Consider the following 23,600-nt stretch of genomic DNA (forward strand, 5'->3'; position numbering starts at 1 on the left):
CCTCCGGATCAGGATGCTTCGGGGCGCAGCAGCGGAAACAGGATGACCTCGCGGATGGACGGGGAATCCGTGAGCAGCATCACCAGCCGGTCGATGCCAATGCCCTGGCCTGCGGCCGGAGGCATGCCGTATTCCAGGGCGCGGATGTAGTCTTCATCCATGACGTGGGCCTCGTCGTCGCCCTGGGCGCGTTCGCGCACCTGTTCTTCGAAGCGTTCCCGCTGGTCCACGGGGTCGTTGAGTTCGGAGAAGGCATTGGCCATTTCCTGGCCGCAGATGAAGAGCTCGAAGCGGTCCGTGATGTCGGGATTGGCGTCGTTCTTGCGCGACAGCGGCGAGATGTCCGTGGGATAGCCGTAGATGAAATGGGGCTGGATGAGCTTGGGCTCCACGAGGTTGTCGAAGATCTTGGCCTGGAGTTTCCCGAGTTTTTCCTCTTTGCCCACAGTCTCTCCCAGGCGCAGGACGAATTCCCGGCAGCGCTGGGCGTCGAGAAAGATTTCCGGCGCCACCCCACCGATGCGCTCCAAGGACTCGTAAAACGAGAGCCGCTGCCAGCCATGCGCCAGATCGACGTCGTGGCCTTGGTAGCTCACGGTGCTCGACCCCGTGACTGTCTGGGCCAGAGAGGAAAACAGCTCCTCTGTGAGGTCCATGAGATCCTCGTAGGTGGCGTAGGCCCAGTAGAATTCGATCATGGTGAATTCGGGGTTGTGCTTGGTATCGATGCCTTCGTTGCGGAAATTGCGGTTGATCTCGTACACTCGCTCGAAGCCGCCCACCAGGAGCCGCTTGAGGTAGAGCTCCGGGGCGATGCGCAGATACAGGTCCATGTCCAGGGCGTTGTGGTGGGTGATGAACGGCTTGGCCGCCGCACCGCCGGGGATGGGCTGCATCATGGGCGTTTCCACTTCGAGAAAGCCCCGCTGGTTGAGAAAGTCGCGGATGAATTGGATGATGGCCGTGCGCTTGCGGAAGATCTCCCGGGAGCGCTCGTTGACCATGAGGTCCACGTAGCGCTGGCGGTAGCGCAGCTCCACGTCCTTGAGGCCGTGAAACTTCTCCGGCAGCGGCCGCATGGATTTGGTGACGAGCCGCACCCAGACCGCTTTGACGGTGAGTTCGTCTGTCTTGGTGCGAAAGAGGGTGCCGTGAATGCCGACGATGTCGCCCACCTCGAATTTTTTGAAGATGCCGTATGCCTCGACCCCGAGGTCGTCACGTTGGGCGTAGATCTGGATGCGACCGCTGACGTCCTGGATATGAAAAAACGTGGCCTTGCCAAAGGAACGCAAGGCCATGATGCGGCCTGCCACAGTAACGGGAACAGGCGTGGCCTCCAAGGCAGCGGCGTCTTCTTCGCCGTGGGCGGCGAGGATGTCCGCAACCAGGTGGGTGCGCCGGAAGTCGTTGGGATATAAGGCGACGCCGGCGTCGCGCAAAAACTTTGCCTTTTCTTTGCGGTGGCGCAGGATTTGGGCTTCGGTGGCTGTGGAAGATTCGGTATTCAAGGAAGTGCTCCGGAAAAAAACGACGTGGGCCGTATGGCGTAAGGGCCTTGGGCTACGGAAAAAGCCTGGATGCGTCAAGAAATGTCCCGCGGCGTGGCATGGGCGCCCCCTTGCCCCGACAGCAGCATGGACCTATGGACAGCACGTCACAGTGGGGGCGTTTTCGCCCTCCGGCAGAGATGGAGGAGCCATGTTCATCAAGAAAAAAGTGGAAGTGGCGGAGGCGGACGCCACCATGACCTTTCGGCCCGGCCAGTTTCGGCGGGAGCCGTTTTCTTTGGAGCGCAAAAACATCGTGCTGGTGGGGCTTCGCGCCAGTGGCAAGACCACTGTGGGCCGTTTGCTTGCCGAGCGTCTTGCCTGTCCGCTTGTGGACACCGATGACCTGGTGGAGGCGGAAATCGGGATGTCCATCGCCGAGTTCGTGGCCGCCCACGGGTGGCCGGCGTTCCGCGCGGCGGAAGAGGCTGCGGTGGAGCGCGCCTGCGCTCTGCCGGGCAAAGTGGTGGCCACGGGGGGCGGGGCCGTGCTTTCGGAAAAAAATCGTGCCTTGTGGGGCCGGCAGGCGGTGGTGCTGTACCTGGCGGCGGACATCCCGCTGCTTGTTGCGCGGCTCGGCCACGGGCCGGATGCGCGCCGCCCCGCCTTGAGTGACCTCCCCCTGGAGGAGGAACTCGTGGTCTGCTTGCGGGAACGCGAACCCCTGTACATGGCGGTGATGGATCACATGCTCCAAGCCTGCCGCAGTCCGGAACAATTGGTGGAGGACGCCCTGGTGGCCTTGGGCCTGGCGGAGTGGGACGGAGAGGAACGGGAACGACTTTTGGAGCGGTGGTAAATGGAGAACAACGGACGATCTGCCCTGCACGGGACGACCATCGTGGCAGTGCGCGACGCCCATGGGGTGGCCATGGCCGGTGACGGCCAGATCACCTTGGGCGGTTCCATGGCGGTGAAGCACGGGGCCCGGAAGGTGCGGCGGCTGTTTCACGACCGGGTACTGTGTGGGTTTGCCGGGTCCACGGCGGACGCCCTCACCTTGGTGGAAAAATTTGAAGGCAAACTCGAAGAGTTCGGGGGGAATCTTGCGCGTGCCAGCGTGGAACTGGCCAAGCTGTGGCGCAGCGACCGCTATTTACGCCGCCTGGAGGCCATGCTCCTGGTGGCGGACGTGGATACACTCTTGGTGCTCAGCGGTCAGGGTGATGTCATCGAGCCAGACGACGGTGTGGCGGCCATTGGCTCGGGCGGTGGATTTGCCCTGGCCGCGGCCCGGGCCTTACGCCGTCATGCGGACCTGCCTGCAGCGGAGGTGGTGCGCGCGGCCATGGCCGTGGCTGCAGAGATCTGTGTCTACACCAACGATCATGTGGTGGTGGAAACGTTGCGCCGAGGAGATACATGAACCAGAGCCCACTGACTCCCCGTGAAATCGTCGCGGAACTCGACAAATACATCGTTGGTCAGGCCGACGCCAAGCGCATGGTGGCCATTGCCTTGCGCAACCGCTGGCGCCGTCGGCAATTGGACCCGGAACTGGCCGAGGAAATCGCGCCCAAAAACATCCTCATGATCGGCCCCACGGGCGTGGGCAAGACCGAGATCGCCCGGCGCTTGGCCAAACTTGCAGGCTCCCCGTTTCTCAAGGTGGAGGCCACCAAGTTTACGGAAGTGGGCTACGTGGGTCGGGACGTGGAATCCATTATCCGCGACCTTATGGAGATCGGCGTGGCCTTGGTGCGCGAGGAAGAAGAAGCCGTGGTGCGCAGCCGCGCCGAGGCGGCGGCCGAGGAGCGGCTCCTGGACGCCTTGCTGCCCTCCCGGCCGCTGGAGAGCGCGGGCGTGGATTACATCGGCCCGGACTCCCAGGTGGCTTCTTCCACACGGGAAAAGCTGCGGGAATTGTGGCGGGCCGGAAAATTGGACGACCGCCTGGTGGAGTTGGAAGTGGAAGCCGCCACCAACGTGCAGGTGATGTCTATCCCCGGCATGGAAGGCATGGAAATGCACATGCAGGACATGCTCTCCAAGATGTTTCCCAAGCGCAAGAAGGCGAAGAAGATGCGGGTGCGCCAGGCGTATGAGATGCTGGTGCACGCCGAATGCGACCGCCTTATCGATATGGACAAGGTCCATGAGCTTGCCCGGGAACGGGTGCAGGAATCGGGCATCGTCTTCCTTGACGAGATCGACAAGATCTGCGGCGGCGGGGAAGCGAGAAGCCGCAGCGATGTGTCTCGGGAAGGCGTGCAGCGCGATCTTCTGCCCATCGTCGAAGGGTGCACCGTATCCACCAAATACGGCATGGTGCGCACCGACCACATCCTTTTCATTGCGGCAGGGGCGTTCCATCTCTCCAAGCCATCGGACCTGGTGCCCGAGCTCCAGGGGCGTTTCCCGTTGCGGGTGGAGCTCTCGCCGCTGACCAAGGACGATTTCTACCGCATACTCTCGGAGCCCCAAAACGCCCTGACCAAACAATACTGTGCTCTTTTGGCCACCGAAGGGGTGCACCTGGAGTTTACCGACGACGCACTCCATGCCATGGCGGAGTTTGCGCAGCGCATCAATGAAGAGACGGAAAACATTGGTGCGCGTCGTTTGTATACCATCATGGAGACCATCGTGGCGCAGGTGTCTTTTGAAGCACCGGAGCGTACAGGAGAGCACGTTGTCGTTGATCGATCCTATGTGGAAGAGCGCCTGAGCACCATCTGCCAGCAGCGTGATCTCTCACGCTATATTCTTTAAAAAGGAGCCAAGGACGTGGATGCAGCGACGAAGGCATCGATTTTGGTGGAAGCACTGCCGTATATTCGGCATTTTTCTGGGAAGACCGTTGTCATCAAATACGGCGGCCATGCCATGAAAGACGCCGCGTTGCGGCAAAGTTTCGCAGAGTCTGTAGTGTTGCTGCGCTATATTGGCGTGCATCCCGTGATCGTGCACGGGGGCGGGCCGCAGATCGGCCAAATGCTTTCCCGGTTGGGGATTGCGAGTGAGTTCCGCCAAGGCCTCCGGGTCACGGACGCCGCCACCATGGACGTGGTGGAGATGGTGCTCGTGGGCAAGGTCAACAAAGAGATCGTCAATCTCATCAATTTGGCTGGTGGCCGGGCGGTGGGCCTCTCAGGCAAGGATGGTCGTCTCATTCGCGCGCAAAAGTTGGAGATGGCCGTGGAGCGCGCCGACGCCCCGCCGGAGATCATCGATCTCGGCAAGGTGGGGGAAGTGGTGGGCGTGGAGGCGAGCCTGCTGCGTTCTCTCTTGGATGGCGGGTTTATCCCGGTGGTGGCGCCGGTGGGCGTCGATGACGCAGGCGAGACGTACAACATCAATGCCGACGCCGTGGCTGCGGCGGTAGCGGTGGCCATGGGGGCCAAAAAACTCATCCTGCTCACCGATGTCCCTGGGGTGTTGGACCGCAGCGGAGAGCTCGTCTCTTCCATGACGCGGCGTAACGCCCTGACTGCCCTGGCCGACGGCACGGCCTCCGGCGGCATGATCCCCAAGCTCAAGTGTTGTTTGGAGGCCCTGGAGTTCGGGGTGGAAAAGGCACACATCGTGGATGGCCGGGTGGCCAATGTGGTGCTTCTCGAGATGTTCACTCAGGCAGGAGTAGGGACGGAAATTACTGCGGACTAGGTTTTCTGTTTGGCTTTTTCCTTGAAGCTATGCGGTGGCCGTGCTAAGAAGTTGTCATGGGTGCGTGCCGGATATGCTTCTTCCTTGTGCTCCTCCTCGGTCTCGGTGTTTTGGTCCGGGCCGAGGAGTTGCGTTTTGCGCCCTTGCCCATGGAGTCGCAGGATGTGGTAGAGGCGCAGTTTCGTCCCATGGTGGAAGACGTATCTCGCGCGCTCGGCGTCCCTGTCACGATGGTCTTTGTGGCCGATTACGCCCAACTGCTGGATCAGTTCCGCCTTGGGCGTATTGATCTCGCGTACTTGGGGCCGCTGCCGTATGTTCGTTTACGCGCCGTCTTTCCCGAAGCCGATCCTCTGGTCATCTTTCGAGAGCCTTCGGGAGAGGCACAGTATCAATGTGTCGTGGTGAGCATGATGGACGAGCTGCCGCGTCTGGAGGGCCTACGCGATCGCCGCATAGCCCTGACCCAGCCCTTATCCACCTGCGGCTTTCTGGTGACGGAAGGATTGCTGCGCCGCCATGGGACGAGCCTTGCCCAAAACCACTTTTTCTATGCCGGCACCCATTCCGGTGCCCTCGTAGCCGTGGTGCGGGGGCAAGCCCATTTGGCTGGAGCCAAAAGGAGTATTGCCGAGAAATTTTTGAAACTGGGACTGGAGGTTCGGGCGGAATCCGAACCCTTGCCGGGCTTTGTCTTGGTGGCCAATGGAGTGACGGTGTCGTCGCAGCGGCGGGAGGAGATCCGGCGCTTTCTGGTGGAGATGGACGCCCTGGCGCGGGAAGGCCGGCTTGCGTGGGGAGAGAAAGTCGGATTTGGGGCTGTGCCTGCCAGGGACAGCGATTTCGATGCCGTGCGGCGCCTTAGGGAAGAAGCCAAGAGCATTCCCTGGGAGGGATGGTAATGCCCCGGAGGCTTCTTCGCTTTTTGGACCGCCATGCCGCCTGGGTGGTTACGGTGCTCGTGGCTGGCGCTCTGCTGGCGGGGCTTATGGATTCGTGGCAGACCAAGCGGGTCGCCCGTCTCGAGGACGAACGGCGGGTGCTCCAGATGGCCTACGCCGCCTCAGTGGCCACTTTCCGGCATGCGGCAGAAGAGGCCTTTTTCGGCGCCTTGTCGCAACCACAAATCCTCGACCTCCTCCTCCAGGCCAACCTCATGGAGGGTCGGGCTCGGGATCTGCTCCGGGGCAGGCTCTACCGGATCATGGCTCCGTACTACGACCAACTCCGGCATCGCTTTGCCAGCCAAATCCAGTTCCACCTGGCCTCGGGCGAGGTGTTTCTCCGGATGTATCTTCCGGAATATTCGGGAGAAGCCCCGCAGACGCCGCGCCCGCTCGTAAGCGCACTCGTCAAGGAACGCCGCATGCTGGAGGCCTTCGAAGTCGGCCACTCCTTGGCGGGGCAGCGCTATATCTTCCCCTTGTGGCGGGGAGACGCCTTCGTGGGAGCGGCAGAGGTGGTGGTGTCCCTCCCCGCACTCTTGGAAAGCATGCGCCGTTTGATGGGGCCGGGCCGGGAAGTGGGGATCGTGGTGCGGCGGGAGCATGTCGCTGCCCAGGTGGTGCCCCAAGAACGCACGCTTTTTTCTGCTTCACCGCTCTCGTCGGACTATCTTCTTCCTCCCCAAGGCTGGAATGTTGTTGGCTCGGTATGGTGGGATGTGGTGCAGTCCCAAAGTGAGGATTCTGCCCTGCGCAAGGCCATGGAGAATGGCCAGGCGGCAGTGGTGGAGAGCCGCTTGCGCGGGCTTGCCTATGCGCTGGCCGCCGTCCCTTTGCAGGACTCCCGCGGCGGGGTCTCGGCGTATCTGGTGGGGGTCGTGCAAGACGACATGCTCATGGGCTTGTCCCGGGAATTTGCCGTACTCGTGGCGGCGGGAGCAGGCGGAGTGACCGTGGTGCTCGTTTTGGTGTGGCGTCTGCACCAAAGCCGGGTGGCGTTGGGCCGGGAACGCCAGACTTTGGTGGAGGCCAACCGGCAACTCCAGCAGAGTGAGGCCCGCACACGCTTTCTTTCCGCTGCGGTGGAACAGAGCCCTGTGGCTATCGTGGTGACGGATGCTTTGGGCACGGTGCTCTTTGTGAATACCGCCTGCACGCAAGCGACCGGGTATGCTGCGGCCGACCTCGTGGGCCATGAAGTTTTTCGTCTGCATTCCGGCTATAGTGCCGAGGCGATTTCGGCTATGCGTGCGGCCCTGGCCCAGGGCCAGCCTTGGAGCGGTGAGCTTTCGTACCGCTTTGGAGACGGGAGGGTGTTTTGGGCCCAGGTGATGGTCAGCCCTGTGCGCGACGATGCTGGACGCATTACCCACTTCATCTTCGTGCAGGAAGATATTTCCCTGCGCAAACAGATGGAGGCGAACCTGTGGCAGTCTTTGGAGCTCCAGCACGCCTTGCTGGAGAGCTTGCCGGTGGGGATTTTGGTGGTGGATGCGGCAACGCACACGGTAGAGCGTGTCAATAGTGAGGCCGAGCGGCTTTTGGGGATGCCGGCGCGTGCCATCGTGGGGCGTGTGTGTTGTGAGAGCGTCTGTCCGGGGGCACAGGACCGGTGTCCTACTGCAGGTGAAGGGAGCTTCGAGCAGCGCTTGGGTCGTCCCGATGGTACTGCCGTGGACCTTCTCCACTCCGTGCGGCGGATTTTGGTGCACGGCGAAGCGAAGTTTCTGGAATGTCTGGTGGACATCTCGCAGCGTACGGCCGCAGAACGTGCTCTGGCCGAGGCCAATGACAAGTTGCGCCTGGCCATGGAGCAGGCCCGCTCCCTGGCTGAGGCCGCTGAGGCCGCCAGTCACGCCAAGGGACGTTTTCTCGCGGCCATGAGCCACGAGATCCGCACCCCCATGCATGCGGTCTTGGGTATGCTCCATTTGGCCCTGCAAACGGCGCTTGCTCCTAAACAGCGGGATTATTTGGAAAAGGCCCAGGGTGCGGCCCAGGCTCTCCTGGGACTGCTCAATGATATCCTGGATTTCTCCAAGATCGAGGCGGGCAAGCTCACCTTGGAACGCACCAGCGTGGCCGTCTTCGACGTGCTCGAAAACGTGGCTACCGTGGTGGGCGAGCGGTTGCGCGGCAAGGACGTGGAACTCGTCGTGGTCGTGGAGCCTTCGGTGCCGTGGACCCTTGTGACCGATGGGTTGCGGCTCTCTCAGATTCTCGTCAATCTGGCGGGTAATGCCGCCAAGTTCACCGAGCAGGGGGAAATCGAGATCCGCATGCGCGCCGAGCCGCGCGGCGACGACGGCTGGTGGCTGCGCGTGATGGTGCGCGACACAGGCGTGGGGATGCGTCCGGAAGAGTTGGCTCGGGTGCTGGAGCCTTTCGCCCAGGCGGATGCGTCCACGGCCCGGCGCTATGGGGGTACGGGGTTGGGCTTGGCCATCACCGCGGAACTGGTGCGGCTCATGGGCGGCGCCATCCACCTGGAGAGCCAGCAGGGCGAAGGGACGCGTGCGTATGTGAGTCTCCAATGCGATCGGGATGTGGCGGATGCAGCCATCCCCGTGCCGTCGGAGCTGGCCGGCGGTGTCGTCGTGGTGTTGGGTGGCCGACCCGCGAGCCGGACCGCTTGGTCCTTGGCGGTGGAGTTTCTCGGCTTGCGGTCCGTGGCGGCGGAGTCGGTGGATGCGGCGCAGAAGGCGCTTTCCGAGCCAGCCGTTGCGGCGTTGGTGGCCGCCGAGGTTTCCGCCTCCGAGGCCCGGGCTGCAGCCGCGCTTTTGCGGCCCGGAGGGCGACTCGTGGCGGTGATCTCCCCGGGCGAGGACGCCCCTGCTTGGGGGGTGAGCGTGGACGCTGTGCTGGATCGGCCGGTGCTTCCCCCGCGTCTCTTGTCCGCCCTGTTGGGAGAGGCCGCCGCGCCGCGTCTGCAGACGGCAGGCGTCTGGCAGGCGCAGGGCACGGTGCTGGTGGCGGAGGATAATCCGCTCAACCAACAGATCATTCAAAGTATTCTGGAGGGGGCGGGGCTTTCGGTGCATGTGGTGGATAGCGGCGCCGCAGCGCTGGAGGCCGTGCACAAGCAGTCCTTTGACGTGGTGCTCATGGATGTGGAAATGCCGGACATGGATGGCTTGGAAGCCACCCGCCGCATTCACGCCCATGCCCCCCACCTGCCGGTGGTGGCCATGACCGCCTACGCCCTGGCGGAAGAGCGGCAGCGTATGGAGGCGGCCGGCATGGTGGATCATGTGTCCAAACCGGTGGATATCGCCCATCTCTTCGAAGTCCTTGGGCGTTTCGTGCCGGTGCAGCGGCAGGAGCGCCCGGAGGCGGCCACGCCGGCCCAACCCTCGGGGCTTGCCTTTTTGCGTTCCCGTCCTGGATGGAAGGTGGACGAGGCCGTGGAGCGCATGGGTGGCGACACCGAGGCGTATGCGTGTCTGCTCCGGGACATGGTCGAGGCGTACCACGACATGGATACGGAGGTCCGAGCGCTCGCGGAGCAGGGGGGATTCGATGCCGCCCGCGCTAAGGTCCATGCCCTGCGGGGGATTGCCGGAAACGCCGGGGCTGCGGCCCTGTATGCCGTTGCCGGCGAGGTGGAAGAGGGCTTGCGTTCTGGGAACTGGAATGCCGATGTGGACGCCGCGTTGCGCCAGGCCCTGGGCGCCTTTGTCCATGAAGTGCGCTGTGCTCTGGGGGAAAAGGAGGAAACCGCTGCGTCCTCCGTTGCTGCGGCGTGTGGGGTGAGTGATCCGGCGCAGGCTTTGGAGCAATTGGCGGTGGCCGTGGAGGCGCGTCGGCCCAGGCCTGCCCGTCAGCTCTGGGAGCAGCTTCGGGGCTGTTTCGCTCCTGATGCCGAGGCGGCAGTGAGGGAGATGGACCAATGCCTTGGAGAATACGCCTTTGACAGAGCGCGGGAATTGGTGGACCAGTTGCGGGAAATGGTGATGCAACACGAGGAGAGCGGGCATGGAGCAGCAGACCATTCTGGCCGTGGATGATACTCGCGCCAATTTGGATGTGCTGGTGGCGATGCTGGGGGACTACTATGACGTTGCTGTGGCCACCGACGGTCCGACGGCCCTGGACATGGCCGCGCGCTTTCGTCCGGATCTCATCCTTCTCGACATCATGATGCCGGGGATGGACGGCTATGCGGTGCTTTCCCGCCTCAAGGAGGATCCGCGCACTGCGGATATCCCGGTGCTTTTGGTCTCCGCCTTGAGCGATGCGCACGACAAGGCCCATGGGCTTGCCCTGGGCGCGGTGGACTACGTGAGCAAGCCCTTCGAGATGGAAGAGCTCTTGGCCCGGGTGCGGACGCATCTGCTTTTGGTGCAGACCCAGCGCAGGCTTCGGGAGCACAACGAAAACCTCGAGCGTTTGGTGCGCGAGCGCACCAAGGAGCTCTTGCGCATCCAGCAGGCGACCATCGAGAGCATGGCCGCCCTGGCGGAGTACCGGGATCCGGAGACGGGCGAACACATCCAGCGGGTACAAGCCTACGTGGAGCATATCGCCACTGCCGCCCGGCGCCTTCCCCAGTTCGCGGAGGTTATCGATGAGGACTTTATCGAGTCCCTCGTCCTTTCCAGCCCTCTCCACGATATCGGCAAGGTAGGCATCCCGGACGCCATCCTGCTCAAGGCAGGCCCGCTGTCCGCCGAGGAGTTCGAGGCCATGAAGCGGCATACCCTGTTGGGCCGGGAGGTCATCTGCCGCGTGGAAAAGAAGCTCGGCTCCATCCCCTTTTTGCAGGTGGCCAAGGACGTGGCCTGCTATCACCATGAAAAATGGGATGGAACCGGCTATCCCGAAGGACTGCGTGGTGAGGCCATCCCGCTTTCGGCGCGCATCATGGCCTTGGCCGACGTGTATGACGCCCTCATCTGCCGCCGGGTGTACAAGCCGCCTTTTCCCCATTCCCAGGCCGTGGCTATCATCGCCCAAGGCCGCGGCGTCCATTTCGATCCCCTGCTCACGGACGTTTTCACTGCCGAGCACGAGGCCATGCGGGACATCGCCTTGCGCTACGCGGAGTCCGAGGAGCAGCGAGAGGCTTTGCTGCTCTAAACACTTTCGGACGATTTCCGTGGTGCTCTCGCCGTGCCCATGGGGCGTGGCGGGGTATTGCTATTTTTGGCGTTGGCGGTAGCGCTGCACGGCCCTTGCGTGTTCGGCGAAGGTGCGGCTGAAGGTATGGCTCCCATCGCCGGTGGCCACGAAGTAGAGATAGTCGTGGGCTTCCGGGGTGGCGGCGGCCTTGAGCGCCGCCAGGCCGGGGGAGCAGATGGGGCCGGGCGGGAGCCCGGGATGGGCGTAGGTGTTGTAGGGGTTGGCGGTGTCTTTCAGGTGCGCGAACGTGAGTTCGCCGGAGAAGTCGGGTCCCAGGCCATAGAGCACCGTGGGGTCGGCCTGCAGCAGCATACCCCGGGCCAGACGGTTGGCGTATACGCCGGCCACCCGTGGCCGTTCTTCGGGCACGGCGGTTTCCTTTTCCACGATGGAGGCGAGGATCACCACCTGGTGCAGGGCCTTGGGGTCCTGGGCCACGGGCAGATCCCGGGTGGCGGCGCGGAAACGCTGGATCATGGCCTTGACCAAAGGGCGTGGATCGCCGTCCTCGGGGCGTTCGAAGAAGTAGGTGTCGGGAAACAGGTAGCCTTCCAGGTTGGGGGCGGGGATGCCTTGGGCCTGGGTGAATCGAGGGTCCGTACAGAGGGCGAGGAAGGCGTCGGCGGACGTGAGTCCGGTCTCGGCCACGCGGGCTGCGGTCTGCGTCAGGGTGAGGCCTTCGGGAAAGGTGACGCGGTAGCGCACCGGCGGGCCAAAGCGCAGGGTCCAGAGGATCTCCTGAGGGCTCATGGCGGCGCTGAGGGAAAACTCACCAGCGCGCAGGTTGCTTCCCCCGATGCGGGCAATGGCGGCGAGAAGGCGGGGGGTACGCACCAGTCCGGCTTCCGCCAGGCGGGCGATGACCGCTTCGGTGCCTTCGCCCCGCCTGACCGAAAAAACGATCGGCGATGCCGCGGGATCCCGAGGCGTGGTGAGGTAGCGGTGCAGCCCCCAGGCCCCGGCGCCGGCCAGGGCGCACAGGAGGGCTCCGCCGGCGAGAATCAGGCTGATGCGTCGGAGCATTGGCGAAGGAAACTTTCCACGATGCCCACCGCGGCCATGGCGTCGCGCATCTCCTGGCGCCGGGAGGCCGGAACTCCGGCCTCGGCCAGGCGCTGCAACGCCTCGGCCGTGGTGTAGGCTTCGTTGACAAGGGTGATGGGAAGCGGCGTGCGTCGGGCCAAGCGTTCGTGGAAGTTGCGCACCTGGCGGCAGGTCTCGCTGTCTTCTCCGCTTTCCAGGGCGGGATAGCCCAGGGCAATGGCCTGAACTTGCTCTCGCGCGATGACGGCGAGGAGCTCCTCCCACAGGGCCTGGCGCGTGGTGCGATGGATGACGGCAAGCGGCCGGGCGAGACCGGTCTGGGTGGAGCCCACGGCGAGCCCCACGCGCTTGGTGCCGAAATCGATGCCCAGGACCCGCATGACTACTTCATGGCTACCGTACACACCCCGCCACGGCTGGATGCCGCGCGGATCCGGCGCAGGATGTCTTTGGCCCACCCCGGGCCATCCAGGCTTTGGGCAAGAAACTCCACGGTGTGGAGCACGGACCGGCTGACGCCCATCTCCCCAAGGCAGCGGGCGATGCCGATGCGGCAGGAGGGACAGCCCACCACGATGGGGCGGTCTGCAGGGTAGTCCGCCAGGTCTTGGGCCAATTGGTCGCTCTTGCGGGCTCGCAAGCGGTTGTAGATGGCCGGGGAACTCATGGCCCCCAGGCCTGACTCGGCGCAGCAATACGGGCTGATGTGCACCTTTGCCCCGGTGAGTCGGGTGAGGGCCGCGGCGTAGAGGTCTGCGGCCTTGAGCGCCGGAGCGCCGGTCCACTCTTGGTGGCAGGCGGCGTGGTAGAGGAGCGGGCCGGGACTGGGTGCGGTCCAGGCGGCCTGGCGCACGATCCATTGGGTCACGTCCATGTGCTCCATTTCCGTGGAGCCTGCCCCGCGCAGGCGGTAGCCGTGGATGCCTTCCCGGCAGGTGCCGCAGGCCGTAAGGACAGCATTGACGGCAAAACCGAGCGATTGCGCTTGAGCCAGGGTCTTCTCCAGGATTTTTTGGTTGGTCTGTCCCACCCGCTCAAAGGCTTCGCGGCATCCGGAAGCCAGCAGCGGATAGCCGCAGCACAAATGCTCGGGTGGGAGCACCACCGTGACTGCGGCCTCCAAGAGCAGGCGCACGGCCGCAAGGCCGATGCTGCGGTAAAAAAGGCTCGCCCCGCAGCCGGGGAAATAGAGGACTGCCTTGGAGCTCCCCTCCTTGGGGGTGAAGATGTGGTGGCGGGCAAGGTTCAGTGTCTGGACGAGGTTACGAAACTCCAGCTGCGGTGTGGCAGTGCGCAGCATGGGGTGGGTGAGGCGGCTACGCCAGGAAGCCGGCAGCAGACGCACGGCCTTGTCCTGCACCGCGGCGCCGATGCCCGCCAGCTTGGCCACTTTGGGCAAGGTCTTTTGCGGATCCTGGGCGAGAAGATGGAGCACGCGGTTTTTGAACGGGTGTCCGCCCATGCCTTTGTCTTCCAGATAGGTGCGCAGGTGCAACGTGACGTCTTGGGTGCGGATCTTCACCGGGCAGATGGCGAAACATTTTCCACAGGCCGTGCAATGTTCCAGGACGCGGCGCAGCTCCCGCAACAGCCTGGCCTCGGGCTCCCCATGATGGAGCTGCGAGTAGTAGATCGCCTCCACGAGGGCGCCCAGGGTGATGTTCTTGTTGCGCGGATGGAAGAGCAGCCCTTTTTGCGGGAGATACATAGGGCAGACCTGCTTGCATTTGCCACAGCGGGTACAGGTCTGGATGTTGGTGAGCAGTGCGGTGAGTTTTTCTTTCCCAGGAAGCGCAGTCTTGGTGATGTCCTGGATGAGGCGGTTGAAGGAAAAGGTGTAGGGCACCACCACCAAATCCCGTTGGGTGAGCTTGCCGGGGTTGAAGATGTTGTTGGGGTCCACCTTGCGTTTGTAGGCGCGCAAGGCAGCGATTTTTTCTTCCGCGAGAAAAGCAATCTTGGTGATGCCGATGCCGTGTTCGCCGGAAACCTGTCCTCCGAGCTCTGTGGCTTTGTGGAAGATCTTTTCCACCGCCTCTTCGGCGCGGGCGAGCATGCGCGGGTTGTTGGAGTTCACCGGCAGGTTGACGTGGCAATTGCCGTCGCCGGCATGCATGTGGTTGGCCACGATGATGCGGGTGGCTTGCATCTCTTCGAAAATTTTGCCGATCTCCTCAGTGCGTTTGGGATATTTCCCTTTGAGGTGCTGGAAGAAGTAGAAGGTCTGCAGTTCGAATTGCTGCTCTGGGAGGTCGGCCTTGGAGGTCTTGCCGCGGAGGATGCCCGCCGCCACGTCCATTTCCATGCGGATGAATTCGTCATCGCCGTCCACGCCGGGCAGGGCTTGGACGGCCCGCAGGGCGTCCCGGTAGGCCAGGGCCAGGTAGTGGAGGTTGAGCTCCTCCAGGAAGTCGGCGAACTCCGGGATGGCGGTCAGGGGGATGACGATGTCTTCGTTGATCTTGAAGCCGCTGGTGCGCTTGGCGATGGCCGAGAGCTGGTGGCGGTCGTGCCAGAAGACTTCCGCTTCCTGGGCGTCCCGGGCCACGAACACGTCCACGCCCGGATAGTTTCGGGCGATGGCCACCACGTTCTCCGCGGCTTCGTCCAGGGCGAACTCGTCGTCGCTGTCGAGCTGAATGATGAGCACCGAGATGGGAATCCCGTCGAACTTTTTGGATTTTTTGGCGTAGTCGATGGCCTGGACATACTTGATGCCAAACTCCTCCAGGGCCGAGAGCTTGACCGCGTCGCCCTGACGGCGGATGGCATCCCGCAAGGCCACGATCTGGGTGATGACCAGCATGGCGTTGTGCATGGAATCTCCGTAGAATTCCAGGCACAGCACGCGGGAGTACGCCGGCTTGGGGTGGAGGATGAAGGTGATCTCCGTGATGATGCCGTCTACCCCTTCTTTTTGCACCCCGGGAAGCCCGCCGAGAAATTTGTTGGTCACGTCTTTGCCCAGACCCGGGCCGCGGATGTCCTCGCCCTTGAGGGCGATGGTCTCTTTGAGGGCCCCGTATTCATCGAAGACCTCGAAGATCGCGGTCTCGTCGGGCAGGATTTTATGCCAGGGATGGTCCTTGCGCCGCACGTGGATGGCCTCGCCCGAGGGCAGCACCATGCGGTAGGCGAGGATGTTGTCCAGGGTGGTGCCGTACTCGAAGGCAAAGGGGCCGCCGGCGTTTTCCGCTACATTGCCGCCTACGGAAGAGGCTGCCTTGGATGCAGGATCCACGGTGAGGAGCAGCCCTCGCTTGGCCGCGGCCTGAATGGCGGTGAGGGTGATGACCCCGGACTGCACGGTGATGGTGCGCGCCTTGGGGTTGATGTCGAGGATGGACTTGAGGCGGCTTAAGGAGACGATGACCGTGCGCGGCTTGGCCGGTACCGCACCGCCGGTGAGCCCCGAGCCGCCGCCGCGAGGCACGATGGGGAAGCTCATTTCGTTGGCCAGGCGGACGATGGCCTGTACCTGCTGGGTCGTCTCGGGGAACACCACGGCGGCAGGCAGCTCCATGCGCAGGTCCGTGGCGTCGGTGGAGCACTCCATGAGGTTGTTGGGGGCGGTCACCACTTGGTGTGCTTCGAGAAAGCCGCGCAGCCGCGCCACCAACTTGGCCTTGAAGGCCTGATCCAGTTCGAATCCCTTCCAAAATCGCGTAAGACAGCCTTTGAGCTCGCGGTAGTATTCGGTGGTGAGGGCCGCACGCTCGCTGTCGAGCCGGGAGAAAACGCTTTTTTTGACCAGCTTGGGGTCGATGAAAGGGTTGTAGCGGATGATGAAGAGTTCTTCCGCCAGATCCAAGGCCAGTTGTTGCAAGTACTCCGGCCAGGTTTGGAATTCTTCCAAAGGCAGGCCCAGCACGCGTTTGACCAAGCGTTCCGGGGCAAGGGAAATATGGGGTCCTTTTTGGGGCATATGCGTCTCGATAATGGATTGATCGGGTTGGAAAGCCGTCTTTCCTAGGGCTGCGGAGCCCTCTTGGCAAGGGAGGGATGCTTGGGCGGAAAAATCAAATAATTTCCACTAGAAATCCATGGCGCTTCGAAACCGCCGTTTTTTTCAATTGGTCGTCCAACCTGTGGTGAGCTCCACGGCCCATGCAAAGATTCCGCCGTGGGCCAAGGTGTGGGCAAGGGGGGATAGAGGGGCAAGCAGGCGAAAGGCCGGGGCGAAGACGCGGTCTGGCACCAAGGTGGCGAGCAGATCAATGGGTTGCGGCTCAGGCCGGAACTCTAGGGCGGGGGCGTCGGGCACGCCGGCCAGCGAGGCGGCCATGGTGACGGCCAGGTCTTCGCCGCCCACGGCATCCACCAGGTGTTGGGCTTTGGCCGCTTCCCCGGTCCACACCTGCCCTTGAGCGAGGCGGCTGATGGTTACGGCATCGAACCCTCGGGCCTGGGCCACCAGGTCTTGGAAGCGGCGGTAGGTGGCCTGAAGGCTCGCCTCCAGGGCTGCAGTGGTGCGGGCAGACAGGGGGCGCAGGGGGTTGGTTTGGTCTGCCAGTTCGGTGGTGCCCACGCCGTCACTGGTCACACCCAGGTATTGGGCGGCCCGGGCGAGATTGGGCACGGTGGCGAAGACGCCAATGGAGCCGGTGAGGGTCATGGGCTCAGCGAGGATGCGGGTGGCGGCGGTGGCGATCCAGTAGGCGCCGGAGGCCCCCATGGAGCCGAAGGAGACCACCACCGGGATGCCGGAGTCGCGGATGCGGGCGAGGGCCGCGCGGATGTCTTCGGAAGCCGCGGCGCTGCCGCCGGGGCTGTCGAGACGCACCACTAGAGCGCGGGTGCGCGGATCATTCGCCGCTGTGGCCAGTCGGTCCATGAGTTCGTCTGCGGCCACGGCATCGCTGCCGTCAGCCTCGGGCAGGATGGGGCCTTGGGCGCGCACCACGGCCACGGCGTCTTTGTGGGGGGCGTGGTTCGGGATGGTGGCGGCGTATTCTTCCATGGTCACGATGGAGAGGTCGGAGGGGTCTTCCTGCCCCAAGTGTTTGGCCATGGCGGTGGTGAACGCCTGGTATGGCTCCACCGCGTCCACCAGGCCGTGGCGCTGGGCCAGGAGCGCGGCGTCGCCGTTGCTTTCGAGGACCAACCGGTCGAGGTTTTGGGCATAGTGGTGGAGGGCGTCAGCGGAAACGTTGCGGGAAGCGGCGATGTCCTTGCAGAAGGCCCGCCATAGGGAGTCGAGCCAGGCGCGGGTCGCGGTACGCGTCTCTTCGGACATGGTGTCGCGCACCAAAGGTTCGGCTGCAGATTTGTAGACGCCGGCCTGGATCACGGTGACGTCGATGCGGAGGGTATCGAGCAGCTTTTTCACGTGCAGGGGGTAGAAGCCGAAGCCGGTGAGCAGCACGCCCCCCAGCGGATGGAGGCTCACCCGATCACAAGCCGCGGCCACAAAATAGGCGGGCTGGGTATAGAGGTCGCTGTACGTCCATACGGGTTTGCCGCTTTGGCGCAGGATGCGGATTTCCTGGGCGATGGTGTGCAGTTTGGCCAGGTCCGCCTCCATGCCGCGCAGGCTCAGCTCAACCAGAATGATGCGCGGGTCCTTGGCTGCTGCGCGCAGCACGCGCACCACGTCGGTAACGCGGATGGCCGTGGGCTGGGCGATATGTGGGGCAAGGCGGGCGAGGAGCTGCTCTGTGCCCGTGGGCTGTGGCGTCTCTTCCACCAGGGGGCCGGCGAGTTCGATGCGCAGGACGCTTGGGTTGGGGATCTGCGGGGTGCGGTCGGCAAAGACGGCCATGAGTGCCCCGACGACGAGGAGCATGAACAGAGCATTGAGGAGGATGCGGCGGGCGGTATCGATGGTCCACCACAGGCGGCGGAAGAACTGGGCGATGGTGGAGGGCATGCTGTCTTCTCCCTTAGTTTTGGGTCAGCCAGAGGCGGCCGTACACCGCCTGGCCGAGGCTGATGCAGGCGTCACCCGGCGGGAGCATGCGGTGGGTAAGCACCGTCAGCCCGTGCCGGGCAAGGGCAGGAGGCAGGAGCCTGGTGATGGTGGCGTTGTGGAATACGCCGCCGCTCAGCGCCACCGTGGTGCAGCCCGTGTGGGCCGCGGCCCGCGCCAGGGCAGTGGTGAATCCCTCCACGAGCCCGAGGTGGAAGCGGCGGGCGATGGTGCCCTCCGGGACTCCCTGCCGCCAGTCTTCATAGACTTGCGCAAAGAGGGTGTGGCTGTCCAGCACCCAGGGCGGGGATGCAGGGCAGGGGAAGGCGTAGGGCGTGGTCACGGTGGTGTCTTGGATGTGTTCCAGCCGGATGGCGGCCTGGCCTTCGTACTCCTGCACCAAACACAGCCCCAAAAGTCCGGCCACGGCGTCGAAGAGGCGTCCGCAGCTGGAGGTCTTGGGGCAGCGCACCTGGCGCGAGAGCATCTGGAGCACCATGCGGTGCCCGGCCGCGTGGTGGGAAAGCCAGGGCCAGGGGATGTCTTCCCTGGTCAGCCCCAGGCAGTGGGCAAAGGCCAAGGCCATGCGCCAGGGTTCCCGGCTCGCGGCGTCGCCTCCGGGAAGGGGGACACAAGCCAAGTGCCCCAGACGGGTGGAGCGTAGGGGGTGGGTCTCTACCAGGAGGATTTCTCCTCCCCAGATGCTGCCGTCATCGCCGAGGCCCGTGCCGTCCAGGGCGAGGCCCAGCACCGGACCCTGGGCCTGGTTTTCCGCGAGTACGGCATGGATGTGGGCCACGTGGTGTTGGAGGGCCAGGCATGGGGTGATGCCGCAGCGCTGGGCGTAGCGGGTGGAGAGAAAATCGGGATGCAGGTCATGCACCACGGCCTGGGGTGTGACCTGGAGGATGCGCGGCAGGTGCGCGGCGATCTCTTCGAAGAAGGTGAGGGTTTCCAGGTTCTCCAGGTCGCCGATATGCTGCGACACGTAGGCCCCTGTGCCCTTGGTCACGGTGAGGGTGTTTTTGAAAAGTGGCCCCACACCCAGGGTGCACGGGCCGTCGTGGGCCAGGGGGATGGGCGCTGGCGTATAGCCCCGGGCGCGGCGCAGGAAGTGGATTTCCTCGGTGCCGCTCGCTTTGGGGATGGGGCGCACGACAGAGTCGTCGCAGCGGATGAGGATGTCGCGGTCGTGGAGCAGAAAGGCGTCCGCAATGGGGGCCAGGCGCCGCAAGGCTTCGCGGTTTCCCAGGGAGATTGGCTCTGCGCTGTGGTTGCCGGAGGTCATGACCAGGACTGCGGGGCGTTTTTGCATCTCCGACACCTGGGCAAGGAGCAGGACGTGCAATGGAGTGTAGGCGGTCATCACCCCCAATTCCTTCGTGTCCGGAGAAAGCCCTAAAGCGAGGTCAGCGTCCGGCCGGGCCGGGAGGATGACGATGGGCCGCTCTGCGCCGGTGAGGAGGGCCTCGGCCGCGGGAGAAATCTGGGCGATGGTGCGGGCCGCTTCGAGATCCTGCACCATGACGGCCAGGGGCTTGGACTTGCGGCGTTTGCGCTGGCGCAGCAGCTCCACTGCCTTGGCGTTGCGGGCATCTACGGCCAGGTGGAAGCCGCCGAGGCCCTTGATGGCCAGAATGTTGCCGTGGGCGAGCTTCTGGGCCGCTACCTCGATGGCCTTGGTCCCCACACCGAGGAGGTCGCCGTGAGCGTTCTGGAGCCACAGCCGCGGCCCGCACACCGGGCAGGCATTGGGCTGGGCGTGGAAGCGGCGGTCCTTTGGGTTGGTGTATTCGGCCTGGCAGCAGGGGCAGAGGGGAAAGCAGGCCATGGAGGTGGTGGCCCGGTCGTAGGGAATGGAGTGGGTGATGGTGTAGCGCGGCCCACAATTGGTGCAGTTGGTGAACGGATAGCCGAAGCGGCGGTCTGTGGGATCCTGGACTTCGCGCAGGCAATCGGCGCACAGGGCCACGTCCGGGCTGATGCGCACGCTATGGCCGCTTCCTTTCTGGCTTTCGAGGATACGGAAGGCCGACTCTTCGGGCAGAGGTGCAATTTCGGTGCGCGTGCAGGTCTCCACCCGGGCAAGGGGGGGGAGGTTGGCTTCGAAAAGGGCGGCAAAGTGCGCGAGCTGCGGGGCGGATCCTTGAATTTCCAGGCATACGCCCTGGCTGGTATTGGCCACGGTCCCTGTGACCGCGGCCTCAGTGGCGCACCGATAGAGAAACGGGCGGAATCCCACTCCTTGGACCCCGCCGGTGATGATCCATCGCTGCCGGGACGTCATGGGGTTTCGGTCAACGCCTTGGTGACGATCCGGATATGGGCTTTTTCCTGGTTCGCCAGGCCCAGGTAGGCGTGTTCTTCCTCGCTGCCTGCCGGGGCGCGGTGCGCCAGGGTGCGGTAGAGGTCGTAGGCGTGGTATTCGATTTCACAGGCGATTTCCAAAAGTTGCAACCGTCGTTCCACCCCTTGGGCCTCGAGGCGCGCGAGCCACGCGGCCATGGGTTTGCCGCCTTCCATCACGTTGCCGTCCAGCCGTTCAAACACGGCGTCGAAAGGCTCGTGGTGGGGGGCCGGATGGTGGCGGACCCAAAAACCGTACACGGCCCGGGCATGGCGGCGTTCCATGGCCCCCAGTTCCTTGGCCATGGGTGTCCACTGCGGGTCTTCGGCCAGGTCCAGGTAGAAGAGGTGGGCGCCTTTTTCCAGGTTCATGGCCCGGTAGAGGATTTGGTGCAGGGGCAGATCGCGCGGGAAGGTTTCCAGGTGCGGGATGTGGCGGATGTCCACGCCTTCCCAGGCGAGGATGCCACCCACGAGATTGCCGATGAGGCCGCGCCGCTGTGGTTGGGCTTCGGCAAGGAGCGCCGCGGCTACGGAGGATCGGCTGCCGGAGCGGCAATAGAAGACGACGTCGCGGTCCTGCGGGATCTCCCCAAGCCGGTCTTCCAGTTCCGGCAGAGGCAGCAGCCGAGCCCCGGGGATGTGGCCGGAGGCGTATTCCGCAGGTTGGCGGACGTCCACGAGGAGGTAGTCGCCCTCGCGGCGGCTGCGCTGCATGTCTTCGACTTCGTCAGGGTACAGGTGCTGGATAGGGCTCATGATCCACTCCACAGCGGGTATGTTTGTGGACTAGGCAAAGGCAGGGGAAAAATCCAGCATTTTTATAGACAAGCGAGGGCGCGCGTGTCATAGAGAAACATAGTCGGAAAAATTAAAACCGGCGAGGAGGAAGTATGCGATTTTCCATTGGAACGAAGCTTCTTTTTGGGTTTGGCAGCACCATTGTGGCTACAGTGCTGGTGACGTGTGTCGTGGTAGGGGTGCAGCTTCGAAATTCGTCGTTGGAGAACTTCCACACGGCAACGGCCAAGGAGCTCGCCCAGCTGGACCGGGCCATGACCATCTTCGTGGACAAGGCATTGCGCATGACCGTGACCTTGGCCACCCTTCCTGTGGTGCGCCAGATCGATGCCTCGCTCCACAGTTATGTTGCGGAAACCACCAAAATTTCTCCCAAGGATTTCGTGCCAAGCCCCCTGGAGCAGCAACTTCGGGAGCTCTTTGCGGCCGTGGCCACGGCCCACCCCGAATATGTGGAGGTGTTTTTAGGTACCACGTGGGGTGGTTTCGTGACCTCAGGGGATTCGCCCATGCCTCCAGGCTACGACCCGCGCAAGCGGCCGTGGTACCAGACCGCCATGGAGACCCCGGACAGGCCTTCGACCTCCCAAGCGTACATGTCCACCACTGGGGAACCGGTGGTGAGCAACATGTTCCCTATCCGCAATGCGCAGGGGGAGATTGTCGGGTGTATGGGCATTGATGTGGGTTTGGGGGTGCTGACGGCTTTGGTGGAAAAATCGCCCCTTGGCCGCACAGGGTATGTGGTACTGATGCAAAAGGATGGGGTGATCCTCGCCCATCCTCGGCATAAGGAATATAATTTCAAAAAAGTGGATGAGGTTGGCCCGGCCTGGGCCGCCCTGGGACGCATGGAGTCAGGTAGCGCCGAGGTAGACCTCGATGGCGACGTCTATGTGGCTTATGTGCACACCATCCCGGGCTTGGGCTGGAAGCTCGTCGGCGTGATGACTCGGACCGAGGCCCTAAGCGCCTTCTGGGCAGTGCTGCGGAGCGTGGCGCTGGCCGCAGTGGTGCTCATTGCCGTTTTCTTGGTACTGGCCGCGGTGCTGGCCCGCTCCATGGCCGTCCCTATCCGGCGGGCAACGGTCATGCTCCAGGACGTGGCTGAAGGCGAGGGGGACCTGACGCGGCAGCTTGCGGTGTCTTCGGCGGATGAAATCGGCGATATGGCCCGCTGGTTCAATACATTTCTCCAAAAGTTGCGGCACTTGCTCCATCAGGTGGTGGGTACGGGGCGCGAGGTGGACAGCGCTTCGGACCGCCTCCTTGCCATTGCGGATCAGTTGGGGGCCAGTGTGGAGGCCACGGCAAGCAAGACGGCGGCGGTGGCCAGCGCTGTCCAGGCCATCACCGAGCGCTTTGCCGCAGTGGCTGCAGCCATGGAAGAGGCCACGCAGAACACCAACATGGTGGCCACTGCTGCTGAAGAAATGAGCGCCACCATCGGCGAGATCGCCACCAACGCCGAACGAGCCCGTGGGGTGAGCGTCAAGGCCGTTGGCGAGGCCAGTGCAGCCACCTCTGCCATGAGTGCCCTGGGAGATGCGGCGCAGGAAATCGGCAAGGTGACGGCCTTGATCACGGAGATCTCCGAGCAGACCAATTTGCTCGCCCTCAACGCCACCATCGAGGCAGCCCGAGCCGGTGAAGCAGGCAAGGGCTTTGCCGTGGTGGCTACGGAAATCAAGGAGCTCGCCCGTCAGACCGCAGGTGCCACGGAAGAGATCAAGCAGCGTATCAGCGGCATCCAAGGCACGGCCCAGAGCACAGCAAGCCAAATCCATGGTATCTCCGAAGTCATCGAGGAGATCAGTAGCATCATCGCCACCATTGCCACGGCCATCGAGGAGCAGAGCGTGGCTACCCGGGAGATTGCCGACAATGTGGTCCAGGCCTCGCAAGGACTCACCGAGGTCAACACCAATGTGGCGCAGTCTTCTGCCGATCTGCGGGACGCCGCCGCGCGGGTTCAGGAAGTGAGCGCCGCTGCCAACGCTACCCGCGCCGGGGCCGCTGAGGTGCGGGAAAACGCGGAAGGCCTTCGGGCGCTGGCTGGACGTTTACGTGAGCTTCTGGGACGGTTCCGGTTGGAGTAAGCGCCAAATAGGACTGGCGAAATGGAGGGGCGGGCTCTGCCCCCCCCCTACAACCCATCATTGTTTGCTACACGGCTCGTCGATCACAGTCGGATCAGACGCAGCACATCATCGCGAGCGAATTCGCTCCCCTCGCCATCCGTACTCTCCGCCAGCATCACGTCGATGCGCTCTATGAGGG

The 23,600-nt window shown here is 63.7% G+C and carries 15 protein-coding genes; 8 read left to right on the forward strand and 7 right to left on the reverse strand.

Features of this window, described 5'->3' with window-relative positions; all coding sequences use genetic code 11:
* Positions 1-8 precede the first annotated feature (8 nt).
* The gene (lysS, locus tag BR00_RS10745) at positions 9-1,511 is read right to left on the reverse strand and encodes a lysine--tRNA ligase (RefSeq protein ID WP_496477596.1); all 1,503 of its coding nucleotides are present in this window, start codon (positions 1,509-1,511) and stop codon (positions 9-11) included.
* Between the two features lie 190 nt (positions 1,512-1,701).
* On the opposite strand from lysS, the gene BR00_RS10750 reads away from it, so the two are divergent.
* Genes BR00_RS10750 through BR00_RS10780 form a run of 7 tightly spaced genes read left to right on the forward strand, consistent with a single transcriptional unit; the run spans position 1,702 to position 11,179 of the window.
* On the forward strand, positions 1,702-2,349 hold the full coding sequence (locus BR00_RS10750; protein ID WP_496477597.1) for a shikimate kinase: 648 nt from the start codon (positions 1,702-1,704) through the stop codon (positions 2,347-2,349).
* Positions 2,350-2,916: an ATP-dependent protease subunit HslV gene (gene hslV, locus BR00_RS10755; RefSeq protein WP_496477598.1), complete on the forward strand. Its 567-nt coding sequence runs from the start codon at positions 2,350-2,352 to the stop codon at positions 2,914-2,916.
* Positions 2,913-4,262 carry an ATP-dependent protease ATPase subunit HslU gene (gene hslU / locus BR00_RS10760; protein WP_496477599.1) on the forward strand — a complete coding sequence of 450 codons (1,350 nt, stop codon included), beginning with the start codon at positions 2,913-2,915 and terminating at the stop codon, positions 4,260-4,262. The genes hslV and hslU overlap by 4 nt, the downstream gene beginning before the upstream one ends.
* 15 nt (positions 4,263-4,277) lie before the next feature.
* Positions 4,278-5,156 (forward strand): acetylglutamate kinase, encoded by an 879-nt coding sequence (gene argB, locus BR00_RS10765; protein WP_496477600.1) that lies wholly within the window; start codon positions 4,278-4,280, stop codon positions 5,154-5,156.
* A 56-nt stretch (positions 5,157-5,212) separates the two neighbouring features.
* Positions 5,213-6,058: a PhnD/SsuA/transferrin family substrate-binding protein gene (locus BR00_RS10770; RefSeq protein ID WP_496477601.1), complete on the forward strand. Its 846-nt coding sequence runs from the start codon at positions 5,213-5,215 to the stop codon at positions 6,056-6,058.
* Positions 6,058-10,107: a response regulator gene (locus BR00_RS10775; RefSeq protein ID WP_496477602.1), complete on the forward strand. Its 4,050-nt coding sequence runs from the start codon at positions 6,058-6,060 to the stop codon at positions 10,105-10,107. Before BR00_RS10770 ends, BR00_RS10775 begins: the two co-directional genes overlap by 1 nt.
* Positions 10,076-11,179, forward strand: coding sequence for a response regulator (locus BR00_RS10780; protein ID WP_496477603.1), 1,104 nt, complete (start codon positions 10,076-10,078; stop codon positions 11,177-11,179). The genes BR00_RS10775 and BR00_RS10780 overlap by 32 nt, the downstream gene beginning before the upstream one ends.
* A 60-nt stretch (positions 11,180-11,239) precedes the next feature.
* Here the strand turns inward: BR00_RS10780 and mltG are convergent, their stop codons facing one another.
* The 6 genes from mltG to BR00_RS10810 all read right to left on the reverse strand — a co-directional run bounded on the left by mltG (position 11,240) and on the right by BR00_RS10810 (position 21,278).
* Positions 11,240-12,244 carry an endolytic transglycosylase MltG gene (gene mltG, locus BR00_RS10785; RefSeq protein WP_496477604.1) on the reverse strand — a complete coding sequence of 335 codons (1,005 nt, stop codon included), beginning with the start codon at positions 12,242-12,244 and terminating at the stop codon, positions 11,240-11,242.
* Entirely contained in the window at positions 12,223-12,645 is a 423-nt protein-coding gene (gene ruvX, locus BR00_RS10790) for a Holliday junction resolvase RuvX (protein ID WP_496477605.1), read from the reverse strand. The genes mltG and ruvX overlap by 22 nt, the downstream gene beginning before the upstream one ends.
* 2 nt (positions 12,646-12,647) lie before the next feature.
* Positions 12,648-16,190: an FAD-binding and (Fe-S)-binding domain-containing protein gene (locus BR00_RS10795; RefSeq protein WP_496477606.1), complete on the reverse strand. Its 3,543-nt coding sequence runs from the start codon at positions 16,188-16,190 to the stop codon at positions 12,648-12,650.
* Between the two features lie 144 nt (positions 16,191-16,334).
* On the reverse strand, positions 16,335-18,134 hold the full coding sequence (gene sppA, locus BR00_RS10800) for a signal peptide peptidase SppA (RefSeq protein ID WP_496477607.1): 1,800 nt from the start codon (positions 18,132-18,134) through the stop codon (positions 16,335-16,337).
* A gap of 13 nt (positions 18,135-18,147) precedes the next feature.
* Positions 18,148-20,460, reverse strand: a complete 2,313-nt coding sequence (hypF, locus tag BR00_RS10805; RefSeq protein ID WP_496477608.1) for a carbamoyltransferase HypF — start codon at positions 20,458-20,460, stop codon at positions 18,148-18,150.
* Positions 20,457-21,278 carry a rhodanese-like domain-containing protein gene (locus BR00_RS10810; RefSeq protein WP_496477609.1) on the reverse strand — a complete coding sequence of 274 codons (822 nt, stop codon included), beginning with the start codon at positions 21,276-21,278 and terminating at the stop codon, positions 20,457-20,459. The genes hypF and BR00_RS10810 overlap by 4 nt, the downstream gene beginning before the upstream one ends.
* Positions 21,279-21,412: 134 nt before the next feature.
* Here BR00_RS10810 and BR00_RS10815 point away from each other — a divergent pair, with 134 nt between their 5' ends.
* Positions 21,413-23,419 (forward strand): methyl-accepting chemotaxis protein, encoded by a 2,007-nt coding sequence (locus BR00_RS10815; RefSeq protein WP_496477610.1) that lies wholly within the window; start codon positions 21,413-21,415, stop codon positions 23,417-23,419.
* The last annotated feature ends 181 nt before the right edge of the window (positions 23,420-23,600 follow it).

Source organism: Thermodesulfomicrobium thermophilum DSM 16697 (genome assembly GCF_059568695.1).

What these genes read in the sequence shown, in the direction of transcription:
- BR00_RS10750 (WP_496477597.1), top strand. Translation starts at nt 1,702, where the DNA reads ATGTTCATCAAGAAAAAAGTGGAAGTGGCGGAGGCGGACGCCACCATG.
- hslV (WP_496477598.1), top strand. Translation starts at nt 2,350, where the DNA reads ATGGAGAACAACGGACGATCTGCCCTGCACGGGACGACCATCGTGGCA.
- hslU (WP_496477599.1), top strand. Translation starts at nt 2,913, where the DNA reads ATGAACCAGAGCCCACTGACTCCCCGTGAAATCGTCGCGGAACTCGAC.
- BR00_RS10770 (WP_496477601.1), top strand. Translation starts at nt 5,213, where the DNA reads ATGGGTGCGTGCCGGATATGCTTCTTCCTTGTGCTCCTCCTCGGTCTC.
- BR00_RS10775 (WP_496477602.1), top strand. Translation starts at nt 6,058, where the DNA reads ATGCCCCGGAGGCTTCTTCGCTTTTTGGACCGCCATGCCGCCTGGGTG.
- BR00_RS10780 (WP_496477603.1), top strand. Translation starts at nt 10,076, where the DNA reads ATGGAGCAGCAGACCATTCTGGCCGTGGATGATACTCGCGCCAATTTG.
- mltG (WP_496477604.1), bottom strand. Translation starts at nt 12,244, where the DNA reads ATGCTCCGACGCATCAGCCTGATTCTCGCCGGCGGAGCCCTCCTGTGC.
- ruvX (WP_496477605.1), bottom strand. Translation starts at nt 12,645, where the DNA reads ATGCGGGTCCTGGGCATCGATTTCGGCACCAAGCGCGTGGGGCTCGCC.
- BR00_RS10795 (WP_496477606.1), bottom strand. Translation starts at nt 16,190, where the DNA reads ATGCCCCAAAAAGGACCCCATATTTCCCTTGCCCCGGAACGCTTGGTC.
- sppA (WP_496477607.1), bottom strand. Translation starts at nt 18,134, where the DNA reads ATGCCCTCCACCATCGCCCAGTTCTTCCGCCGCCTGTGGTGGACCATC.
- hypF (WP_496477608.1), bottom strand. Translation starts at nt 20,460, where the DNA reads ATGACGTCCCGGCAGCGATGGATCATCACCGGCGGGGTCCAAGGAGTG.
- BR00_RS10810 (WP_496477609.1), bottom strand. Translation starts at nt 21,278, where the DNA reads ATGAGCCCTATCCAGCACCTGTACCCTGACGAAGTCGAAGACATGCAG.
- BR00_RS10815 (WP_496477610.1), top strand. Translation starts at nt 21,413, where the DNA reads ATGCGATTTTCCATTGGAACGAAGCTTCTTTTTGGGTTTGGCAGCACC.